This is a genomic window from Polymorphobacter sp. PAMC 29334 (genome assembly GCF_019431245.1).
In the GTDB taxonomy this organism is placed as follows: Bacteria; Pseudomonadota; Alphaproteobacteria; order Sphingomonadales; family Sphingomonadaceae; genus Polymorphobacter_B; species Polymorphobacter_B megasporae.
Genome location: NZ_CP080243.1, coordinates 2,638,812 through 2,655,099 on the forward strand (window position 1 = coordinate 2,638,812; position 16,288 = coordinate 2,655,099).

A 16,288-nucleotide genomic window follows, 5' to 3' on the forward strand; every position below is an offset into this window, starting at 1 on the left:
CGAGCATTAAGCCCGACCCCGGTCACAACGCAAACCTTGCGGGGCCGCCTTGCGACCTTTGCACCCCCACCGTATGGACCCGAGGTCGCCGCCCGTGATCGCGAAAGTAAAGCTTGCCCCTCCGCTCTGCCCTGCTCGCCGGTCTGGCCTTTCCGACGATCGCCTTCGCCCAGGGGACCGTGGCGGGGGCCCCGGCAACCGCGACGCTTGCGCCCCCGGAGGCTGCCACGCCGTTTTTGGCCGCACCGCCGTCCGCCGCACCCGTAACCGGTGAGAAATCGACCTTGCTCGACGGCTCGGGCGACATCGCCAAGCCCGGCGACGTCATCGATTTCGCGGCGGACACGATGGAGTATTCGGACGACGAACAGCTCGTCACCGCGACCGGCCACGTCCAGATCAACCGCGACCAGTACCGGCTGAGCGCCGACAGCGTGACCTACAACCGCACGTCGGGACAGGTCGAGGCGCGCGGCAACGTCGCGACGATCGATCCCGAGGGGAACAAGGCGTACGGCGACCGCGTCATCCTGACTGATTCGCTCAAAGACGGCGCGATCAACAACATCCTGCTCGTTCTCGCCGATGGCGGGCGGCTGGCGGCGGTGTCGGGGGTCCGCGTCAACGGCCGCAGCATCCTCAACCGCGCGATCTACTCGCCGTGCGCGGTCGAAAAGAGCGATGGCTGCCCGAAGACGCCGGTCTGGGCGATCAAGGCGGTCAAGATCGTCCACGATCCGGTCAAGCACCGCATTTCGTACCAGAAGGCGCGGGTCGAGATCCTCGGCGTGCCGATCATCTATTTGCCGGCCTTCTCGCACCCCGACGGCAGCACCGGCCGGGCCTCGGGGGTGTTGCTGCCCGAATTCGAGATTCGCAACACGCTCGGTTTCGGCATCGGCATTCCCTATCATCTCGACCTCGGCCCCGACCGCGACGTGACGATCAAGCCATGGCTGTTCAGCGGGGCCAAGCCCGCGATCGACGTCCGCGGGCGCCAGTTGTTCGCTGCCGGACCCGTCCAGTTCCGCGCCTATCTCACCCGCGGCGACGTCATCGACTTCGCCCCCGACGGCGTGACCGAGGTCGACAAGGGGCAGCGCTGGCGCGGTTACTTCGAAGCGAACGGACGGCTCCAGCTGAGCGACGAGTGGCGTGCGACCTTCTCGACCCGGCTGTCGAGCGACGACACCTTCGACCGCCGCTATAACATCGACTACGACGACTCGCTGCGCAGCACGGTCGACTTCGAACGCTTCCGATCGGACTCGTATCTGTCGGTCGCCGGCTGGGGCTTCCAGAACCTGCGCGCGAACAAGGGCCCCGACACCACCCCGATCGTCCTGCCGCTGATCGATTATGACTGGCGCCCCGAGGAGAAGATCCTTGGCGGCCAGCTCGACATCGCCGCGAACAGCATGAGCCTCGTCAGGATCGACGGCCAAGGCGTGCAGCGCGCGCTCGCCTCGGCGAAGTGGACACGCAGCGTCCTGACCAGCTTCGGCGTCCGCCTGACCGGCACCGGCTTCGTCCGCGGCGACCTCTACAATACCGAGAATGCAGCGGAAGCGACGCTGCCGACCTATGCCGGCAAGCCCGGCTTCGAGACTCGTGGGATCGCGGTCGGCGCGGTCGACGCCGAATGGCCGTTCGCCGGGCCGCTCCTCGGTGGCACGCAAACCATCACGCCGCGCGTCCAGGTCAGCGTCGCCCCACTCCATCTCAACCGCAATATCCCCAACGAAGACGCGCGGTCGATCGACCTTGAAGACACCAACCTGTTCGACCTCAACCGCGCCAGCGGCTACGACCGTTTCGAAAGCGGCAGCCGGGTGACCTATGGCCTGCAATACGGCTTCACCCGGCCGCGGCTCGCGATCACCAGCGAGATCGGCGAGAGCGTCCGCATCTCCGGAACCGGGGCAACGGCATTCCTCCAGGGCACCGGCCTGTCGGGCCAATTCTCCGACATCGTCGGACGGACCACGCTGCAGTACGGCAGCTATTTTTCGCTGACCCACCGTTTCCGCGTCGACAGCACCGACGGGGTATTCAGGCGCAACGAAATCGACGTGTCGGCTGGCACCTCGCAGACTTACATCACCGTCGGATATGCGAACTACAATCGCAACATCACGCTCGAAGACCTGACCGACCTTCAGGAAGTGCGTGCCGGCGCGCGCGTCGCCTTCTCGCGCTACTGGTCGGCGTTCGGCTCGGTCATCATCGACCTGACGACCAAGTCGCAGGAGCCGACATCGACGACCGACGGCTTCACCCCGGTCCGGCATCGCGTCGGCGTCCAGTACGAGGATAGCTGCTTCCGCTTTGGGCTGACGTGGCGCCGCGACTATATCACCGACCGCGATTTCAGGGCCGGCAACAGCTATATCTTCTCGATCGCGTTCAAGAATCTGGGGCGCTAGCGGCTCGGTTTCCGGATCGCTAATCGCGGGTTCAGCGCATCGGGCGTATCGACTTTGCGCAACGCTGCGGCACCGTGTAGAGCGCGGCGATGTGTGGCACGGGCGGCGGGGGCCCGAGGAGACGTTGATGAGATTGCGTGGACTGCCGGCGGTGTTATTTGCCGGCGCGATACTGGCGGCTCCGCTCGGGGCGCAGCAGGCGGCCGACAACTCCCCCGACGCGGCCTTCGCCCTGCCCGACGCGCAGGCGCTCGCCGACTTCAATCCGAATCTGCGTAAGGCAACGGCGATCGTCAACGGCGCGGTCATCACCGACACCGACGTCGAACAGCGGCTGAACCTCGTCATCGCAGCGAATGGCGGCAAGATCGATGCCGACGAAAAGCAGCGTCTCCGCCTCCAGGTGCTCCGCAACCTGATCGACGAGAAGCTCGAGATCGGCGAGGCCGAGTCCGCCGACATCAAGATTGCCGATGCCGATGTCGACCAGGCGTACAACCGCGTCGCGACGAATTTCAAGCAGTCGCCGACCGCCTTCGGTGAGTTCCTCAAACGATCGGGCTCGTCGCCGGCGTCGATCCGTGGGCAGATCCGTGGTGAACTGGCATGGAGCCGCCTCCTCCGCCGCAAGGTCGAGCCGCTGGTCAATGTCGGCGACGACGAGGTCAAGGCGGTCATCGAAAAGTTGACCGCGTCGAAGGGCAAGGACGAATATCACGTCGGCGAGATCTTCCTGTCGGCGACGCCCGAGAACGAAACCCAGGTGATGACCGACGCCGGACGCATCGTCGGGCAGATTCGCGGCGGCGCATCGTTCGTCGCCTATGCCCGCCAGTTCTCCGAAGCATCGACCGCGGGCGTTGGCGGCGACCTCGGCTGGGTCCGCGCCGAGCAGTTGAACGACGCCGTGGCGCCGGTCGTCACCAAGCTGACCGCCGGCGATCCTGCGGCCGGCGTCAGCGACCCGATCCGTGTTCCCGGCGGCGTCGCGATCATGGCGCTCATCGAAAAACGGCAGGTCCTCGCCGCAAACCCCGATGATGCGATCCTCAGCCTGAAGCAGCTCTCGATGGCGCTCAAGCCCGGAATTACCCAGCCCGAAGGCGAGGCGATCGTCGCCAAATTCCGCAAGGCGACACAGGACATGGGCGGCTGCGGCCGCGCCGATGCCGTCGCCAAGGACATCGGCGCCGATATCGCGACGAACGATTCGATCGCGATCAAGGACCTGCCGCCTGCGCTGCAGAATTTGATGAAGCAGCTCTCGATCGGCCAGGCGACGCCGCCGTTCGGGTCGGCCGCCGACGGCCTGCGCGTCCTCGTCCTGTGCGGCCGCGACGACAAGCCGACGCTCGCCGCCGAGCCAAGCTTCGACGCGGTCTACGCCCAGATGAACGAGGAGCGCGTCAACATGCGCGCCCGCCGCTACCTCCGCGACCTTCGCCGCGACGCCATCGTCGACTATCGCTGAGATGGACCTGACATGGCCCGTTGGAAGGGGCCGCTAGGATGCCCGTGCCGCTCGCCCCGCTGGCGATCGCGCTCGGCGATCCCGCTGGAATCGGGCCCGAAATCGTCGCTGCAGCGTGGGCGGCGCGGATCACGCACAACCTGCCGCCGTTCTTCGCGATCGGCGACATGCGCTCGATCCGCGGGGTCTGGGACGGCCCGGTCGTCGCGCTTGGGGCTCCCGGCGATGCGGCGGCGATGTTTCCCCATGCGCTGCCGCTGGTGCAAGTCGATGATCCCGGTGAGATCATCCCCGGCGCGCCGAACCTGCCGGGAGCCCGCTGCGCGCTCGACAGCCTCGAGATCGCGGTTGGCCTGACCCGTACCGGAACGGCTTCGGGTATCGTAACCGGGCCGGTGTCGAAGGCGCAGCTGTATCAGATCGGCTTTACCTATCCCGGCCAGACCGAGTTTATCGCCGAACGCTGCGGCGTATCGGGGGGCAATGTCGTGATGATGCTCGCCGGACCGACGCTGCGGACGGTCCCGGTGACCATCCACACCCCGTTCGCGCAGGTTCCGCACATCCTCACCACCGACCTCATCGTCTCGCGCGCGCGCGTCACCGCCCGCGGCCTCCAGCGCGATTTCGGTATCGCCGCGCCGCGCCTCGCGGTCGCCGGGCTCAATCCGCACGCCGGCGAGAATGGCACGCTCGGACGGCAGGAGATCGACGTCATCATCCCCGCGATCGATATCCTCCGCGCCGAGGGAATCGACGTCACCGGGCCAACGTCCGCCGATGCAATGTTTCACGCGACCGCCCGGGCGAAGTACGACGCGGCTATCTGCATGTACCACGACCAGGCACTGATCCCGCTGAAGACGATCCACTTCGACGACGGCGTCAACATCACGCTGGGCCTGCCGATCGTCCGCACCTCCCCCGACCACGGCACCGCGTTCGACATCGCCGGCCAGGGGATCGCCAGTCCGGCCGCGATGATCGCGGCGATCCGCATGGCGGGCGAGGCGGCGGCGCGCCGCGCGCGGGGCTGATCGCTGCGATGAGCCTCGACGACCTGCCTCCCTTACGCGAAGTCATCGCCCGCCACGGGCTCGCGGCGAAGAAGACGCTCGGCCAGAATTTTCTCCTCGACGGCAACCTCCTCGACCGGATCGCCCGGGTACCAGGGCCGCTTACGGACGCGCGGATCTACGAGGTCGGCCCCGGTCCCGGCGGACTGACCCGCGCGCTCCTCCGCGCCGGGGCGACCGTCACCGCGGTCGAGCGCGACGACCGCGCCCTCCCCGCGCTCGCCGAACTCGCCGACGCCGCTCCCGGTCGGCTGACGGTTATCGGCGGCGACGCGATGACACAGGATGAGGCGGCGCTGACCGGCGGCAATGTCCACGTCGTCGCCAATCTGCCGTACAACATCGGCACCGCGCTCCTCGTCCGCTGGCTGACGACGCCATGGCCGCCGTGGTGGCTGAGCCTGACATGCATGTTCCAGAAGGAGGTCGCGCAGCGGATCGTCGCCGCGCCGGGGAGCGACGCCTACGGCCGCCTCGCGGTCCTCAGCCAGTGGCGCAGCACCCCACGGATCGCCTTCGACGTGCCGCGTCAGGCCTTCACTCCGCCGCCGACGATCACGTCGGCCGTGGTTCACATCGTCCCCGCCGAGCCGATGGGCGACATCGCGGTCACGACGCTCGAACGCCTCACCGCTGCCGCCTTCGGCCAGCGCCGCAAGATGCTGCGCGCCAGCCTGCGCGGGCTTCCGGGAGGCGTCGCGGCGCTCGAACGATCGGGCATCGATCCGGCGCGGCGCGCGGAAACGTTGTCGGTGGCGGAATTCGTCATGCTGGCGGCGTTGCTGGAGAAATAACGGTCGTCACCTGAACACTAATCGGAAACCTTGAATCGCATCTTGCCTGCGACTGATCGCAAACTGTGCGACGATGCCGCCCCGACGCGACGGTTTGGGCACAACAATAAGAACCTGTGTTTCGTCCGCTTCGCAGAGAGTTCACATATCTATTTTGGCACTTTTAACGGCGTGAACCGTTTCTCATCCGACAGGGGAGATATGCATGCCTAATCATCCGGAACTTGCCGTCGGGGCGCGTGGCGGCAGCGTTCGTGTGCTCCAGCATCTGCTCAACCAAGCGCTTCACGCCAAACCGGGGCTCACCCGTGACGGCATCTTCGGCGCGATGACCAAGTCGGGCACGACTCGCTTTCAACAGGCGCATGGCCTCGCCGCCGACGGCATCGTCGGCGTGAAAACGTGGGCGGCGCTGGGCAGCAGTCTGCACCTCCCCGATCTGGCGGCGGCGGCGGCCAAACCCAACGCGACCCCCGCAACGCATCCGGCGGCTTCGGCCTCAGCCGGTGGAGCCGCAAGCGCGGCGCGCCCGAGCCCTGCACCTCTGCCACACCCCAACGCCGCCCCGACGGCCCCGCACCTGCCCCCGCCGCGGGCTTCTGCGCCTCCGTCAGCGCCCGCGCCGGCGGCGGCACCCCCGGCCCCCGTCCAAGGCAGCGATGCCAGTGATCCGGCCTGGTATCAGGTCGCGCTTGCCGAGTTCGAGGCGCACAAGACCGTGTTCGGGACCGCCGACGGCAACCAGCGTATTCACGAATATTTCCAGGCGACGTCATACCATCCCGGGATTGGCACGCATGAAGCATGGTGCTCGGCCTTCGTGAACTGGTGCATGAAGCAGGCGGGAATTGCTGGCACTAATCTTGCGAGCGCGGCGAGCTGGCGTGACTGGGGTGTCGCGCTGGCCAAGCCGCGGCACGGCTGTGTCATGGTCATCCACTGGGCCGGGCGAACATCCGGGAGCGGCAACCACGTCACGTTTTTCGACAGCCAAGCCGGAAACACGACGAATTATTTTGGCGGCAACCAGGGTAAAAGGCATCAGATCAGCCACGCCCGCGCCGGGGCTGGTGCGTTTGCCTCCGTCCACTACCGTTGGAAGGCGTGACATGAACTCTACCGTTAAAACTGCGGCCTTGGCTTTCAGCATCGTGGTGTCGAGCACGGCTGCGTCCGCCGCGACCACCGATTTCGGCGCATTCTGGAGCAAGTTTCGCACTGCCGTGATCGCCCACGACATGACTAAGGTCACTGCATTGACGAAGTTTCCGCTGTCGGCCGGCTTCGATAGCGACCAGGACCATCCGGCCAAAATCGGCCGCACCCAGTTCGCTCGCTACATGGCGACCGAACTCAAATGCGAGTCAAGCGATGGTGGCACGACCTTCGACATGATCCGGTCGAGAGTGCAGCCGAACGGCAAGTATGACGTCCAGGACGCTCATAGTGCAACGGTCGGCCGGTTTGAATTCGCCAACAGCTCGACCGGCTGGCACCTGACGTCGTTGAATTATGGAAGTACGGTCGAATACCAGCATCGACTGCGTGGGACGTGCTGAGCTTCGGCGAGCGGCCCTCTCGGCGAATCGCACGACAACCCTGATAGACTAAGATGCCTAGTTGAGGGATGCGGCTGCCGAACCCCGCGCTTCGCTAGAAAATGCGACCTAGTTCTTCGACACCGTCGGCTTGACCGGCTCGGCGCTTGCGGTCGCAGCGATCACCGGCGGCGGGGCGGCGAGCGCAGTTTCAAGACGCTTGGCGGCGGAGCAGTCGGTCTTGCACAGCGTCTTGATACGGTCGAGGTTGACCCGCGCGCGCGTTGTCGCTCCGCGCGCGATCAGTGCCTTACCCTGCCCTTCGAGCGCGGCAAGGTCGTTCGGCTCGAGCGACAGTGCCTCGCGATAATATTTGATCGCGCGGCCTGGCAGGCTCTGCATGTCATACGCGTGGGCGATGCCGAGAAAGGCGCGCGCATCCTTCGGGTCGACAGCGAGCGCGGCCTCGAACGCGTCGATCGCTGCCGGAGCCTGGCCCTTGTCGAGCGCGGCCTGACCAATCGCGACCCAGCGCAGCGACGCCGGCGACACGGTGTCGTCGCTTGCCGCGCCGATCGCGACGGTCGCCGCTGCCCCGGTAACCAGCAGCGCGAGGGGAATCGACCAGGCTTTACGCATTTCGGCTCGCTCCGATGGTGTCTTGTCCGACTTAATCCGCAGCGATCGTATCAGACCCGGGTCAGTCGCGCGATGTAGAATCCGTCGCACCCATGGTCCCCCGGTGTCAGCACGAGGCTGTTTACGGCCTCGCCCCCTGTCGGGTTGCTGAACATCACGGATTTAAATGCTGCGTTGCGGCGAAGCCATGCGGCAATCTGCGCCTCACCTTCCTCGGGGAGCAGCGAGCAGACGATATAGACGAGCACGCCGCCGGATTTGACGAGCGTCGAGCCGAGATCGAGCAGCCGCGCCTGCGCCTCGTTGAGCCGGTCGAGCCGCGCCGGGGTCAGCCGCCAGCGCGCCTCGGGGTTACGCCGCCACGTTCCCGTCCCCGAACACGGCGCGTCGATGACAACGAGATCGGCGGCTTCACGAAGATCGGTCAGCTTTTCGCGCTCGGCCCCCGGGTTGAGCAGCCGCCGCTCGACGATCGATACCCCGGCGCGGTCGAGGCGCGGCCCCATCCGGTCGAGCCGTCCGCGATCGGTGTCAGTGGCGATCAACCGCCCTTCGTTTTGCATCGCGGCGACAAGCGCGAGGGTCTTGCCCCCCGCCCCGGCACACAGGTCGACGACGGTCATACCAGGCTCGGCCCCGCAGACCGCAGCGGCGATCTGGCTGCCCTCGTCCTGAATCTCGATCTCGCCGGCAAGGAACTGCGGCGTCGTTTCGACAGCGAGCGGCAGCGTCGTCCGCAAGCCGTTGGCAGCGAAGCGCGTCGGCTCGGCTCCCTCGATATGGACCGCATCACGTGTCGTCTGCAATGTGTTGACCCGCAGATCGAGCGGTGCCCGCCCGAGCAGCGCCGCGACCTGACGTGGCGTATCGGCCCCGAAGCGGCGCTCGAGTTTTTCGACGAGCCAGCCCGGCGCGGGATTGGTCGCGGATGAAATCTCGTTGTGGACCAGCGCCGCCGGCGTGTGCCCGATCCCGCCGAAGAGCGCGAGCAACTGCGGTGCGTTGGCGCGAGCGTGTCCGATCAACGCGCCGCGCCCGCTCGCGGGGCGATCGCCGATGCTGCGGACGACGTCGTAGATCAGGTCGCGAACCGCGCGGCGGTCCTTCGACCCGGCGTAGCGGCGTGCTGCGAAATAGCGCGCGATGATCGTATCGGCGGCGGCCCCGCTGTCACGCGCGGCATCGGCAATCAGGTCGATGCATTCGATCGCCGCCTGAACGCGGGCCCCCGGGGTCATATTATCGTGTTCACTAAATCGAGGGTCCCGGTCACGTTGGGTAGTTCGGCGCTTCGCGGGTGATCGCGACGTCGTGGACGTGGCTTTCGCGCAAGCCGGCGTTGGTGATGCGAATAAACTCCGCGCGTTGCTGGAACTCGGCGATCGTTGCCGCGCCGGTATAGCCCATCGCCGCCTTCAACCCGCCGACGAGCTGGTGGAGGACGTCGCGCACCGGGCCCTTATAGGCGACCTGCCCCTCGATGCCCTCGGGGACGAGCTTGAGCTGGTCCTTGATGTCCTGCTGGAAATAGCGGTCGGCGGACCCCCGCGCCATCGCCGCGACCGACCCCATCCCGCGATACGACTTGTACGTTCGCCCCTGGAACAGGAAGCTTTCGCCCGGAGCCTCGGTCGTCCCCGCAAGCATCGACCCGACCATCACCGCCGCCGCCCCCGCCGCGAGCGCCTTGGCGATGTCGCCGCTGGTGCGCAAGCCACCGTCGGCGATCACCGGAATGCCCAGCTTCGCGGCGGCCTCGGCGGTGTCGAGGATCGCGGTTAGCTGCGGCACGCCGACCCCGGCGACGATCCGCGTCGTGCAGATCGATCCCGGGCCGATCCCGGTCTTGATGCAATCAGCCCCCGCCCCGACGAGCGCGCGCGCCGCCTCGGCGGTAGCGACGTTGCCGGCGATGACCTGGACGCGGTTCGACAGCCGCTTGATCCGGCTGACGGCGGCGGCGACGTGGACCGAATGGCCATGTGCGGTGTCGACGACGATGAGGTCGCATTCGGCGTCGATCAGCGCCTCGGTCCGCGCAAAACCGAGGTCACCCGTGGTCGTCGCAGCGGCAACGCGAAGCCGCCCGGTCGAATCCTTGGTCGCGTTCGGATACGTGACCGCGCGCTCGATATCTTTGACGGTGATCAGCCCGATGCAGCGGTAATCCTCGTCGACGACGATCAGTTTCTCGATGCGGCGCGCGTGGAGCAAGCGCCGCGCCTCGTCCTGAGTCACGCCGGGGCGGACGGTGACGAGGTTGGCGTGGGTCATCAGCTCGCGGACCGGCTGCTCGGGATTCTCGGCAAAGCGGACGTCGCGATTGGTGACGATGCCGACGAGCCGCCCCGGACCGCCGTTGGTCGCGGCGTCGACGACCGGGATGCCGCTGATCTTGTGATGCTTCATCAGCGCGAGCGCCTGGCCGAGCGTCTCGTCGCTGCGCATTGTTACCGGATTGACGACCATGCCGCTTTCGAAGCGCTTGACCTGCCGCACCGCCTGCGCCTGGACGTCGACGTCCATGTTGCGGTGGAGGACGCCGAGCCCACCCGCTTGTGCCATGACGATCGCCATGTCGGCCTCGGTCACGGTATCCATCGCCGACGACAGGATCGGGATCGTCAGGGCGATCTCGCGGGTGATCCGCGTCGAGGTATCGGCGGCGCTGGGCAGCACTGCGGATTCGGCGGGGACCAGCAGGACGTCGTCGAAGGTCAGCCCAGTCCGGATTTCCATGCGTCTGCGAGCCTCGGCTGCCCGCAGCGCCGATATTGGGCTACGGTCATGCCCTATATCGAAACCGCCGCGCGAAAGCTACCCTTCGCGCGGCGGCACCGAAATCAACAGTCCGCGATCAGGCTTTCGTGCCGAGCCAGATCATCCAGTAGGTTGCAAGCTGCTCGCGCGGCGCACCCTTGACCTGCTGCAGCGCGGCAGTGGCTCCGGCCTTGTCGCCCGACCTCGCCAGCGTCGCACCGAGGCGCAGGTTCGCCGTGCCTGCGTCGATCCCGCCCTTGGTCAGTGCAAGCCGGTACATGTCGGCCGCCTTCGCATACTCGGCGTAGCCGTAATACGCATCGCCTTGGCCCATCGCTGTCTTGCCGGTCGCGGCAGCGCGCGCTTCCTTGTCGCCGGCCGCGAGACCGGCCTTGTCGGCTGGAAGGCGGGTCGTGATCGATTTGTTATAATCGGCGATATACGGCTTGCTGCTCGACAGCATGCCCTTCTGAACACCCTCGGCGAGGACGGTCTTGGCTTCGCCTGGAAGTCCCTTCCCGATCGCGGTCTCGACATATTCGGCGTAGTCGCGCTCGCCGTTGAGCGCGCCGGCAGCGTCCATCAAACGGAAGAAGTCGAGGTTCGACTGGTCGTCGGTCTTGACGCTGTCGCGGTAGACCAGCAACGCGTCGCGCCAGTTGACCGGGTTCGGGTATGCGGTGACGAGCTCGACCGATGCCGACTGGACCTGCGCCGGCAGCTTCGAATCGACCGCGATCTTGAGCTCGGTCCGGTAAAGGGCCTCCTCAGGGACCTTGCCCGATGCCTTCGTCGCGGCAATCGCCTTCTGCAGCGATGCTATCGCCTGGGGATTCTGCTTCTGCCGAGAATAGAGTACCGCAAGGTTGCTGAAGATATCGGGGTCGTTCGGAGTCATTGTCGCGACCTGCTCGTAATATTGTGTCGCCGCGTTGTAATCGTTGCGCTGGAGCGCGAGCGCCGCGAGGTTCTTGACGTACTTCGGCTTCTCCGCCGCCGGCAGAAACTCGCTGTTCGCCGACGCCTTGATCGCTTCCTCGAGAAGCGCATTGTCCTTGAGCTTGTTGCCGAGCCCGAGCTTCATCTGGCTGATGAAGAAGATGTCGGTCGAATTGAGGTTGCCCGCAGCTTCGGCGGTGCGGAGCTGCGCCAGCGCACCGGCGTTGTCACCTGCGGCTTCGAGCTTCTGCGCCTCGACGAGAACCGGGCGAACGGGCTTCGAGATGTTCTTGGCATCGACCGCGCCGGGCGCAGCAGCGGCGGCAGCCTCGGCCTTCTTCGCGGTGGCGGGGGCGGCGATCGCGGTCGTCGCGAGCATCGCGGCAAGCAACAGGCGTGAAGTCGGCGTCATCAGTGTCTCCCATCGGACTAATTTGCCCCAGCGCTAAGCCGCTGAAACGTTGCGGTCAATCGCGTAGCAAGCGCCGCATGAACGACTTTTGAACTGTTCAGACAAGGTTTCGCTCCCTAGGCAGGGTCATGCTTGCTGTCCTTTCCCCCGCCAAGACCCTCGATCTCGAGACCCCGGTGCCCGCCCTCGACGCGACCGAGCCGCGCTTCATCGCCGAGGCGGAACGGCTGGCCAAGGTCGCGGCCAAGCTGCGGCCATCGGCGCTGCGCAAGCTGATGCACATCTCGGAAGCGCTCGCCGAGCTCAACGCGGCGCGGTTCAAGGCGTTCGAGGTGCCGTTTACGCCCGAAAACGCCCGGCCTGCGCTATATACCTTCGACGGCGACGTCTATTCGGGCCTCGACGGCCCAGCGATGACTGCGGAAACCGTCGATTTCGCGCAGGATCACATCCGCATCCTGTCGGGTCTGTACGGCGTGTTGCGCCCGCTCGACCTGATGCAGGCGTACCGGCTCGAAATGGGAATCAAGCTTCCGGTCGGCCGGACGAAGACGCTCGTCGATTTCTGGGGCGACCGGATCGCGAAGGCACTGGCCGAGGACCTTGCCGATCACGACGACAAAACGCTGATCAACCTTGCCAGCGTCGAATATTTCGATGCGGTCGCGGTCGATAAATTACCGGGCAAAGTCATCGCGATCGATTTTCGCGACAACGACGGCGGCGCGCTGCGCTTCAATACCTTCATTGCGAAAAAGGCGCGCGGCGCGATGGCGCGATACATGTGCGACGAGCGGCTCGATCACCCCGACGGTCTCAAGCACTTTACCGCCGAGGGCTACAAATTCGATGCGCGGCGATCGGATGACGAACGTTGGACATTCATCCGGGCAAAGTCCTGAGCCCGCTGTAAAAGGGCGACGGGTTCGCGAGCTTCGTCAACTACACAGGCGAAGACCAGTCATCCCCGACAGCGTGAGTGATGTGTCGTCGATTTTAGGCGATCCCGGCTACGTGCAAGATGGCTGCTCCGCAGCGCCAGACAGTCGAGCAAAGACAACGATGCGGCTCCGGCTGTCCCCGTGACTGCGCGATAAGTCCGCACTCACGGTCGGCGCGCAAAACAAAAGGGCCGGACGTTTCCGCCCGGCCCCCGTATTCGACGATATAAGAGAAGCTTAGTTCTTCTTCATCGCGTCGGCCTTGGCATCCATCGAGTCCTTGGTCGCCTTGGCATGTTCCTTCATCGCGTCGGCAGTCTTCGACGCGTCGTCCTTCATCGCGCTCGCCTTGTCCTTGGCAGCGTCGACCATGGCGTCGGCCTTCTTGTCGGTTGAGTCCTTCATCGCGCTGGCATCCGACTTGGCGGCGTCGACAACGCCATCGGCCTTGGTCTTCATCGCATCGGCGGCGGCATCGGTCGTCGTCGTCGCGGTCGTCGTCGTCGACGTCATCGCATCGCTCGCCGGGGCCGACGCGTCGGTCGCGACCGGGGTGGTCGTCGTCGTGTCAGTGGTTTCAGCAGCCTTCTTGCCGCAGGCACCGAGCAGGCCGAGGCTGGCAACAGCGACCAGCGTAATGGCAGTCTTCATTGTCGTTCTCCGTAGGAAATGATGCGTGACGTACGCGAACGCGTCGTTAGCGAAATCGGAGGCGCTTGCGAAGCGTGAATATGAGCGGCAAATTAACCGCCGCTCAATCCTCGCCGCCTGCGTCCTTGAAAGCTATTGGTTCGCGTAAGCCTCGTTCCCGACGAAGCCCATCTTCTTGACGCCTGAACGCTGTGCCGCGGCCATGACCTCGTCGACCACGACATACTTCGCCAAAGCATCGGGCTTCAAACGGAGCTCTGGTTCGACCGGCATCGCCACCGCCTGCTTCATGTAGCCGATCAACTGGGGAAGCGTGACTTCCTTATTGTTCCAGTAGATCGCACCGAGGAAGTCGATGTTGACCTGGTTGAAGTCGGGCTTGACGTCCGACGGATTGGGGTTGGGCGGCGGCAGGTCGAGCTTGACCGCATGCGTCTGGATCGGAATCGTGATGATGAACATGATCAGCAGGACGAGCATGACGTCGATCAACGGAGTCGTGTTGATGTCCATCATTGGGCTGCCTTCGCCGCCACCACCGGAACTAATCGCCATTTCTATACTCCTTGCGGCGGGCGCGGCCCGCCGCTTTGTATCTTAACGTTCGGTGATCGTGCCGGCGGGCGGCTCCGAGATGAAGCCGATCTTCTGGAAGCCCGCGCGCTGGAGCGTGTAGATCACACCCCCGACGCAGCGATATTCCATGTTGGCGTCACCGCGAATATGGACCTCGGGCAGTTCCTGCTTCGAGCCCGCATCCTTCTGCCGCTTGATTTCAGCACGGAGCGCCGCGACCGAGCGATCGAGGAGTTCCTGCTTCGTCGCGATCTTCTGCTGACCCCAGTACGTGTTGCAGGCGGCATCGACCGACAGCAACACGTTCTCGGGCTTGGTCGTCGTCGGCAGATTGGCGACCTTCGGCAGCGACAACGGGATCGTCTGGATGACGACAGGAACGGTGATCAGGAAGATGATCAGCAGCACCAGCATGACGTCGACGAGCGGCGTCGTGTTGATGTCGGTCATCGGCCCTTCTTCACCGCTTTCGTCCGGTGATCCGACATTCATCGACATGGTAACCCTCGTCTTATCGATCAACGCGCGACTACGGGCTTGCCCGAAACGACCATCGTCTCCGAGGGGACGCGAGCACCCGACATCAGGTAGCCGTGGACGTCCGAGGCGAAGTCGCCGAGCTTTTCGGTGACCGACTTGTTGCGGCGGATCAGGTAGTTGTACCCGAGCACGGCAGGAACGGCGACGAACAGGCCGAGCGCGGTCATGATGAGCGCTTCACCGACCGGGCCGGCAACCTTGTCGATCGATGCCTGACCGGCGATGCCGATGTTAATCAGCGCGCGGTAAATACCGATGACGGTGCCCATCAGACCGACGAACGGAGCGGTCGAACCGACCGAGGCGAGGAAGGCGAGACCGCCCTGAAGCTTCGACACGACGCTCGCGTTCGAACGGTTGAGCGCCATCGTCACCCACTCGTGCTGATCGATCTTGTCGGTCAGGCGGCCTTCGTGATGCTCCGAAGCGCGCAGGCCGTCGTCAACGATCTGGCGGAACGCGCTGTTCTTGCCGAGCTTCGATGCGCCGTCCTTGAGGCTGGGCGCGGCCCAGAACTTCTTCTCGAGCTCACCGGCGTCGGCGAGCACCTTCCGCTGGTCCCACCACTTGGTGAGGATGATGTACCACGAACCGAGCGACATGACGACGAGAACGCCGAAAATCGCCTGGGTGATGATACCGCCCTGTTGCAGGGCCTGCATCAGGCCGTAGGGGTTGGTCGTAGCAACGGTTTCCATCTGGTTTTCCTTGCGATGTCGCGATTTATCGTGATCGGGTTACGGTCTTGTCCGCCCGGTGATCCGGGCGGACGGGTGCGGTTATTTGCGGATCTGCCAGCGGATCGGCAGGACTTTCGTCGATGCGACCGGCGTTCCGTTCTGGAGTGCAGGCTTGAAGCGGAAGCGACGCTGCGCGATCTGGCAGGTCTTCTCGTCGAGCTTCGGAAAGCCGCTCGACGTCGTCACCGCGCAGGTATCGACCTTGCCCTGTGCACTGATCCCGATCGTGATGACCGTCCGGCCCTCCTCCTCGGCGCGGAGCGAAGCCGGCGGATAGTCATCCTCAGAAACTTCGAGACTGCGCGGATTGGCGGTCGCGGCCTGTGTCGGACCCGTCGGAGCGGGCGGCGCAGGCGCAGCGACCGGGGCCGGCGGAGCGACATACGTCACCGGCGGCGGCGGCGCGACGTTCTGCGTCGTGATCGTCGGCGGCGGCGGACTGTCGTTCTGGACGGTCACTTCCGGCGGCGGCACGAACGGCGGAATCTCGATGTCCTTCGGCGGCGGCGGCGGCGGTTCGTCGGGCGGCGGTGCCTCTTCCTTGATGTTGACCGTCTCGAGCGGTCCGACGATGTGCTTGACCATCTTCAGCGCGAGTCCGGTTATGAGCGCATAGCCGAGGAAGATGTGAATGATCACGGCGATGCCGAGACCGATCATCTTGCCTCTGCTAATTCCCTGATCAGCGTAAGCCATAACTCGAGCGAGACTCCCTCAAATGACCGGAGCGCCCCGTGGCGCGCCATGAATGCGTGGACTCAGTCTCGCCGATCAACGCTCGGTTT

At 65.3% G+C, this 16,288-nt stretch carries 16 protein-coding genes; 7 read left to right on the forward strand and 9 right to left on the reverse strand.

The genetic code is table 11. The features are described 5' to 3' along the window. Positions 1 to 113 precede the first annotated feature (113 nt). The 6 genes from KZX46_RS16215 to KZX46_RS16240 all read left to right on the forward strand — a co-directional run bounded on the left by KZX46_RS16215 (position 114) and on the right by KZX46_RS16240 (position 7,326). Positions 114 to 2,426, forward strand: a complete 2,313-nt coding sequence (locus tag KZX46_RS16215) for an LPS-assembly protein LptD (protein WP_219774843.1) — start codon at positions 114 to 116, stop codon at positions 2,424 to 2,426. Positions 2,427 to 2,553: 127 nt separating this feature from the next. Then, on the forward strand, positions 2,554 to 3,897 hold the full coding sequence (locus KZX46_RS16220) for a peptidylprolyl isomerase (protein WP_219774844.1): 1,344 nt from the start codon (positions 2,554 to 2,556) through the stop codon (positions 3,895 to 3,897). Positions 3,898 to 3,935: 38 nt separating this feature from the next. Then, entirely contained in the window at positions 3,936 to 4,934 is a 999-nt protein-coding gene (gene pdxA / locus KZX46_RS16225; RefSeq protein ID WP_219774845.1) for a 4-hydroxythreonine-4-phosphate dehydrogenase PdxA, read from the forward strand. Positions 4,935 to 4,942: 8 nt separating this feature from the next. Next, positions 4,943 to 5,767: a 16S rRNA (adenine(1518)-N(6)/adenine(1519)-N(6))-dimethyltransferase RsmA gene (gene rsmA / locus KZX46_RS16230; protein WP_219774846.1), complete on the forward strand. Its 825-nt coding sequence runs from the start codon at positions 4,943 to 4,945 to the stop codon at positions 5,765 to 5,767. A 205-nt stretch (positions 5,768 to 5,972) separates the two neighbouring features. After that, a complete protein-coding gene (locus tag KZX46_RS16235) occupies positions 5,973 to 6,875 on the forward strand; it encodes a TIGR02594 family protein (protein WP_219774847.1) in 903 nt (300 codons plus the stop codon). 1 nt (position 6,876) lies between these two features. Further along, positions 6,877 to 7,326 carry a hypothetical protein gene (locus KZX46_RS16240; RefSeq protein WP_219774848.1) on the forward strand — a complete coding sequence of 150 codons (450 nt, stop codon included), beginning with the start codon at positions 6,877 to 6,879 and terminating at the stop codon, positions 7,324 to 7,326. Positions 7,327 to 7,434: 108 nt separating this feature from the next. Here KZX46_RS16240 and KZX46_RS16245 read toward each other — a convergent pair whose 3' ends face one another. From KZX46_RS16245 to KZX46_RS16260, 4 genes are all read right to left on the reverse strand, one after another. Next, entirely contained in the window at positions 7,435 to 7,944 is a 510-nt protein-coding gene (locus tag KZX46_RS16245; protein ID WP_219774849.1) for a tetratricopeptide repeat protein, read from the reverse strand. Between the two features lie 50 nt (positions 7,945 to 7,994). Then, positions 7,995 to 9,182, reverse strand: coding sequence for an RsmB/NOP family class I SAM-dependent RNA methyltransferase (locus KZX46_RS16250; protein WP_219774850.1), 1,188 nt, complete (start codon positions 9,180 to 9,182; stop codon positions 7,995 to 7,997). 31 nt (positions 9,183 to 9,213) lie between these two features. Then, on the reverse strand, positions 9,214 to 10,683 hold the full coding sequence (gene guaB / locus KZX46_RS16255) for an IMP dehydrogenase (RefSeq protein ID WP_216707837.1): 1,470 nt from the start codon (positions 10,681 to 10,683) through the stop codon (positions 9,214 to 9,216). Positions 10,684 to 10,801: 118 nt separating this feature from the next. After that, positions 10,802 to 12,055 (reverse strand): lipopolysaccharide assembly protein LapB, encoded by a 1,254-nt coding sequence (locus KZX46_RS16260; protein WP_219774851.1) that lies wholly within the window; start codon positions 12,053 to 12,055, stop codon positions 10,802 to 10,804. Positions 12,056 to 12,183: 128 nt separating this feature from the next. On the opposite strand from KZX46_RS16260, the gene yaaA reads away from it, so the two are divergent. Beyond that, on the forward strand, positions 12,184 to 12,957 hold the full coding sequence (gene yaaA, locus KZX46_RS16265) for a peroxide stress protein YaaA (protein WP_219774852.1): 774 nt from the start codon (positions 12,184 to 12,186) through the stop codon (positions 12,955 to 12,957). Positions 12,958 to 13,233: 276 nt separating this feature from the next. On the opposite strand, the gene KZX46_RS16270 is transcribed toward yaaA, so the two are convergent. The 5 genes from KZX46_RS16270 to KZX46_RS23325 all read right to left on the reverse strand — a co-directional run bounded on the left by KZX46_RS16270 (position 13,234) and on the right by KZX46_RS23325 (position 16,163). Next, complete coding sequence (locus tag KZX46_RS16270) at positions 13,234 to 13,647, reverse strand: hypothetical protein (RefSeq protein WP_216707840.1); 414 nt, start codon at positions 13,645 to 13,647, stop codon at positions 13,234 to 13,236. A gap of 132 nt (positions 13,648 to 13,779) precedes the next feature. Next, positions 13,780 to 14,202: a biopolymer transporter ExbD gene (locus KZX46_RS16275; RefSeq protein WP_216707841.1), complete on the reverse strand. Its 423-nt coding sequence runs from the start codon at positions 14,200 to 14,202 to the stop codon at positions 13,780 to 13,782. Positions 14,203 to 14,244: 42 nt separating this feature from the next. Then, a complete protein-coding gene (locus KZX46_RS16280) occupies positions 14,245 to 14,721 on the reverse strand; it encodes a biopolymer transporter ExbD (protein WP_216707842.1) in 477 nt (158 codons plus the stop codon). A gap of 20 nt (positions 14,722 to 14,741) precedes the next feature. Next, on the reverse strand, positions 14,742 to 15,461 hold the full coding sequence (locus KZX46_RS16285) for a MotA/TolQ/ExbB proton channel family protein (RefSeq protein WP_216707843.1): 720 nt from the start codon (positions 15,459 to 15,461) through the stop codon (positions 14,742 to 14,744). Between the two features lie 81 nt (positions 15,462 to 15,542). Next, positions 15,543 to 16,163: an energy transducer TonB gene (locus KZX46_RS23325; protein ID WP_216707844.1), complete on the reverse strand. Its 621-nt coding sequence runs from the start codon at positions 16,161 to 16,163 to the stop codon at positions 15,543 to 15,545. Positions 16,164 to 16,288: the final 125 nt, after the last annotated feature.

Coding starts and splice junctions, on each gene's coding strand:
- KZX46_RS16220 (WP_219774844.1), top strand. CDS start 2,554: ATGAGATTGCGTGGACTGCCGGCGGTGTTATTTGCCGGCGCGATACTG.
- pdxA (WP_219774845.1), top strand. CDS start 3,936: ATGCCCGTGCCGCTCGCCCCGCTGGCGATCGCGCTCGGCGATCCCGCT.
- rsmA (WP_219774846.1), top strand. CDS start 4,943: ATGAGCCTCGACGACCTGCCTCCCTTACGCGAAGTCATCGCCCGCCAC.
- KZX46_RS16235 (WP_219774847.1), top strand. CDS start 5,973: ATGCCTAATCATCCGGAACTTGCCGTCGGGGCGCGTGGCGGCAGCGTT.
- KZX46_RS16240 (WP_219774848.1), top strand. CDS start 6,877: ATGAACTCTACCGTTAAAACTGCGGCCTTGGCTTTCAGCATCGTGGTG.
- KZX46_RS16245 (WP_219774849.1), bottom strand. CDS start 7,944: ATGCGTAAAGCCTGGTCGATTCCCCTCGCGCTGCTGGTTACCGGGGCA.
- KZX46_RS16250 (WP_219774850.1), bottom strand. CDS start 9,182: ATGACCCCGGGGGCCCGCGTTCAGGCGGCGATCGAATGCATCGACCTG.
- guaB (WP_216707837.1), bottom strand. CDS start 10,683: ATGGAAATCCGGACTGGGCTGACCTTCGACGACGTCCTGCTGGTCCCC.
- KZX46_RS16260 (WP_219774851.1), bottom strand. CDS start 12,055: ATGACGCCGACTTCACGCCTGTTGCTTGCCGCGATGCTCGCGACGACC.
- yaaA (WP_219774852.1), top strand. CDS start 12,184: ATGCTTGCTGTCCTTTCCCCCGCCAAGACCCTCGATCTCGAGACCCCG.
- KZX46_RS16270 (WP_216707840.1), bottom strand. CDS start 13,647: ATGAAGACTGCCATTACGCTGGTCGCTGTTGCCAGCCTCGGCCTGCTC.
- KZX46_RS16275 (WP_216707841.1), bottom strand. CDS start 14,202: ATGGCGATTAGTTCCGGTGGTGGCGGCGAAGGCAGCCCAATGATGGAC.
- KZX46_RS16280 (WP_216707842.1), bottom strand. CDS start 14,721: ATGTCGATGAATGTCGGATCACCGGACGAAAGCGGTGAAGAAGGGCCG.
- KZX46_RS16285 (WP_216707843.1), bottom strand. CDS start 15,461: ATGGAAACCGTTGCTACGACCAACCCCTACGGCCTGATGCAGGCCCTG.
- KZX46_RS23325 (WP_216707844.1), bottom strand. CDS start 16,163: ATGATCGGTCTCGGCATCGCCGTGATCATTCACATCTTCCTCGGCTAT.